General features: G+C 66.5%; 4 protein-coding genes. 2 read left to right on the top strand and 2 right to left on the bottom strand.

Going from position 1 to position 3,408, the window contains the following annotated elements; translation table 11 throughout:
- On the top strand, positions 1-291 hold a 291-nt coding region (locus tag VDP82_RS16000; RefSeq protein ID WP_323015825.1), incomplete at its 5' end, for a phosphoenolpyruvate carboxykinase (ATP).
- A 296-nt stretch (positions 292-587) separates the two neighbouring features.
- Here the strand turns inward: VDP82_RS16000 and VDP82_RS15995 are convergent.
- Entirely contained in the window at positions 588-1,481 is an 894-nt protein-coding gene (locus VDP82_RS15995) for a cell wall hydrolase (protein ID WP_323015824.1), read from the bottom strand.
- Between the two features lie 356 nt (positions 1,482-1,837).
- Positions 1,838-2,521, bottom strand: coding sequence for an HAD family phosphatase (locus VDP82_RS15990; RefSeq protein ID WP_323015823.1), 684 nt, complete (start codon positions 2,519-2,521; stop codon positions 1,838-1,840).
- Positions 2,522-2,606: 85 nt separating this feature from the next.
- On the opposite strand from VDP82_RS15990, the gene VDP82_RS15985 reads away from it, so the two are divergent.
- Positions 2,607-3,408 (top strand): protein adenylyltransferase SelO family protein (locus VDP82_RS15985; protein WP_323015822.1); only part of this gene is annotated, 802 nt, incomplete at its 3' end.

Raw genomic sequence — 3,408 nt, 5'->3', positions numbered from 1 at the left:
GTGGGCAAGCGCATCGACATCGCCTCCACGCGGCGCCTGCTCACGGCGGCGCTGGATGGCTCGCTCGACGATGTCGAGATGCGCGAAGACGAATTGTTCGGCTTCGAAGTGCCGCTGGCCGTGCCTGGCGTCGATGCGCGCCTGCTCACGCCGCGGCTCACCTGGGCCGACGCGGAAGCCTATGACCGGCAGGCCCTGCACCTGGCCGGGCTGTTCCGGGCCAATTTCGAGAAATTCGGCAGCGCCGCCAATGCCGAGCCCGGCCCGCGCCTGGCCCAGGCCGCCGAATAGTCCCGTCTCCTCCCGAGACGCAAAAGGAGCGCCTTCGGGGCGCTCCTTTTTGTTTCCGGGGGCCCTCGCCCGGGCTGTGCAGATTGCCTGCCCACACACCCAATCCCCCTTCCGGGTGCTTGCCATTCGAGCCCAGCTCTCATGGCCTTCTCGCCTCAAATCGCTCCACTGGAGCGATTTGCCCGGCGGGGCGGCTCGAAGCCCACACACACTGACCTGCCACTGAACGCGCCAAATCTGTCCCTCTCCCACAAGGGGCGAGGGTGGGTCCGGTGATTGGAGAGCTCAAAGCCCCCCTAGTTCGGGGCGTAGAAGATGTGCGAGCCGATCTCGGCAACGGCGTGGTAGGTCTTGGACCAGGACGGGTTCACCGCCGTGGTGTGGTAATAAAGCGCCGAGCCGGGGATGGCGCCGATCTTTTCGCCGGTGGCGAATTCGGCATAGACGCGCTGGGCCAGCTCGGCCGAGCGGGCCAGGGCGCGGCGCTCGCGCGGGGCTTCGGTGCGTCCGTCGCAGGCAAAGGTGAACTGGCAGCGATAAAGGCCCTTATCGGCATTCTGGTAGATGACGCCGCACAGCGTCTCGGGGAACTTTCCCGAGCGGGCGCGGTTGACGATGACATTGGCCACGGCCAGCTGGCCGGTTTCGCTCTCGCCGCGCGCCTCGTGATAGATGGCCTGGGCCAGGCAGTCGCGCTCGGCATTGGCGTGTTCGAGGCGGCGGGCCAGGGGCTGATAGCCACTCTCGACATAGGCCGAGAGCATGGTGTTGTTGAGCGCCGGCTCGGGCCGGGCGGCGGGCGCGGCAAAATTGGCGATGGCCGAGACGGCGCTGTTGCGGCCCAGGCCGGCGCGGTCGATATAGCCCAGAACCATTTCGGCGGTCAGCTCGCCGGCGGGCTGATGAGCCTGAACGTCGATGGCGCGCAGCTCTTTCTGGCGGGCGACGTAATTGGACAAAAGCGCCGGGGTCAGCGCCTGCTCGCCGGGAGCCAGGGGCACCAAAGTGGGGCCGAAGGCCGGCTGGGCGCGCAGCGCCGCCAGGCCGGCGGGCACGGGCATCGGCAGCACGGCAGGGGCGGTTTCGGCATGGGCCGGCACAAGGGTGACGAACAGGACAAGAGCCACGGCGCCCAGCGCCATGAGGTGCGATAGCGTGCGCACCGCAATCGTCTGCCAGGTCTGCCCCAATGCCCCGTCCTTACTCCTGAGCCCGTCCGGTCCTATCCGGCGGGCCTTCTTCCGAGGGGTCCCGAAGGGTCCTCGTCACTTCCCGGCCGGCACACTAGCGGGAGCGGAGGGAAGTGGGAAGCCGAAATTTACGACAGGTTAACCATGCCGGTTAGCTTCTTAAGTTAGGGTTAATCGAGCGGGAGGCGAATGAAAACCCTGCAAGTCCAAGAGCTTGCCCCATGATGAAGGGGGCGTTTCGGCAAAGGATAAAAGTTTACGCACCCAATGGCCTGCGACGCTGTTTCCCACAGGGCATGAAAAACCCCGGCGCGCGGGCCGGGGTCGGGGCAGGTCTTAGCGAAGGGCGAAGCCGCTCAGCGGGAGCCGAAAGCGGCCAGGCGCACCTGGTCGAGATTGTCCATCACCGTCACGCCCATGGCGGCGATTTCGGCGCCGGGGCGCACCAGGTCGGGCACCATGACGGTCTGCATGCCGGCGGCATGGGCGGCGCGCACGCCGGTATGGCTGTCTTCCAGCGCCAGGCAGTGAACCGGATCGATCCCCAGCCGCCCCGCGGCCATGAGATAGGGTTCGGGATGAGGCTTGGGATTGATCACGTCGTCGCGCGTCACCACGGTTTCGAACAGGTCGAACAAGCCCACCGCACTCAGATGGTGGCGCGCATGCGGGTTGCGCGAAGAGGTGGCAACGGCGGCCGGGATCTTGCGCGCGCGCAATTCGGCGATCAGTTCGCGGGCACCGGGCTTGACCGGCACGCCGCCATGGGCGCGCTCGCTCATGATGACCCGGCAGCGCTCGTCGAACAGGGCATAGGGAAAGGTGACGCCATAGGCTTCGAGCAGAAGCTGGTTGGTGCGCTCGTGGCTGCTGCCCACCATGGCGGCGTGCACGGTGTCGGTCATCTCGTAGCCGAGATCGGTGCAGACCTCGAAGACGATGGTCTTGAACACCGCTTCGGTGTCGAGAATGGTGCCGTCCATGTCGAAAACGACGGCCTGGAAACTGTCGAGACGGGGAAAATCGGTTTGCGCTATCATTCCGCACCCTATAGGCCGGTTCGATGACAATCTCCAGACCGCTTTGCCGCAACCCCGCCCTGCGCCGGGCAAAAGGCGGGCTCAAATGCCCGTGACCGGCTTTGTCGGCGCGCGCGACCATCTCGGGCTCGGGGCGGATTTCTTCGACCCTGTCCAGGGGGCCGAGTTTGCCCGCCTGACCCTGCGCCACCGCAACCAGGCCTGGGCGGCGCGGCTGGGCCTGGGCGATCTCACCCAGGCGGAATGGCTCGACCATTTCGGGCGTTTCGCGCCGCTCCCCGATTCCCTGTCCCAGCCGCTGGCGCTGCGCTATCACGGCCACCAGTTCCGCACCTACAATCCCGATCTGGGCGATGGGCGCGGCTTCCTTTTCGCCCAATGCCGCGATCCCGAGGACGGGCGCCTGCTCGATTTCGGCACCAAGGGCAGTGGCAGGACGCCGTGGTCGCGCGGCGGCGACGGCAAACTGACGCTCAAAGGCGGCTTGCGCGAAATCCTGGCCAGCGAGATGCTCGAGGCCCTGGGCGTCTATACTTCCAAGGGCTTTTCGCTGATCGAGACGGGGGAAGAGCTCTGGCGCGGCGACGAGCCCTCGCCCACCCGCTCCTCGGTCTTGGTGCGGCTCAGCCATAGCCATATCCGCATCGGCAGTTTCCAGCGGCTCGCCTATCTCAACGACGATGCGGGGCTGGCGCGGCTCCTCGACTACTGCATCGCCCAATATTACCCCGAACTGGAAAAGGCCGAAAGCCGGGCCGCCGCCTTCCTCGAAGCGGTGGTGGGGCGCGTCGCCCGGCTGGGCGCGCAATGGATCGCCGCCGGGTTCGTCCATGGCGTGCTCAACACCGACAATATCAACATCACCGGCGAGAGCTTCGACTACGGCC

This window comes from Devosia sp. (assembly GCF_034675085.1).
In the GTDB taxonomy this organism is placed as follows: Bacteria; Pseudomonadota; Alphaproteobacteria; order Rhizobiales; family Devosiaceae; genus Devosia.
The sequence above is the reverse complement of the archived record's forward strand: the minus strand, read 5'-3'. Positions and strand labels throughout refer to the sequence as shown.

Coding starts and splice junctions, on each gene's coding strand:
- VDP82_RS15990 (WP_323015823.1), bottom strand. CDS start 2,521: ATGATAGCGCAAACCGATTTTCCCCGTCTCGACAGTTTCCAGGCCGTC.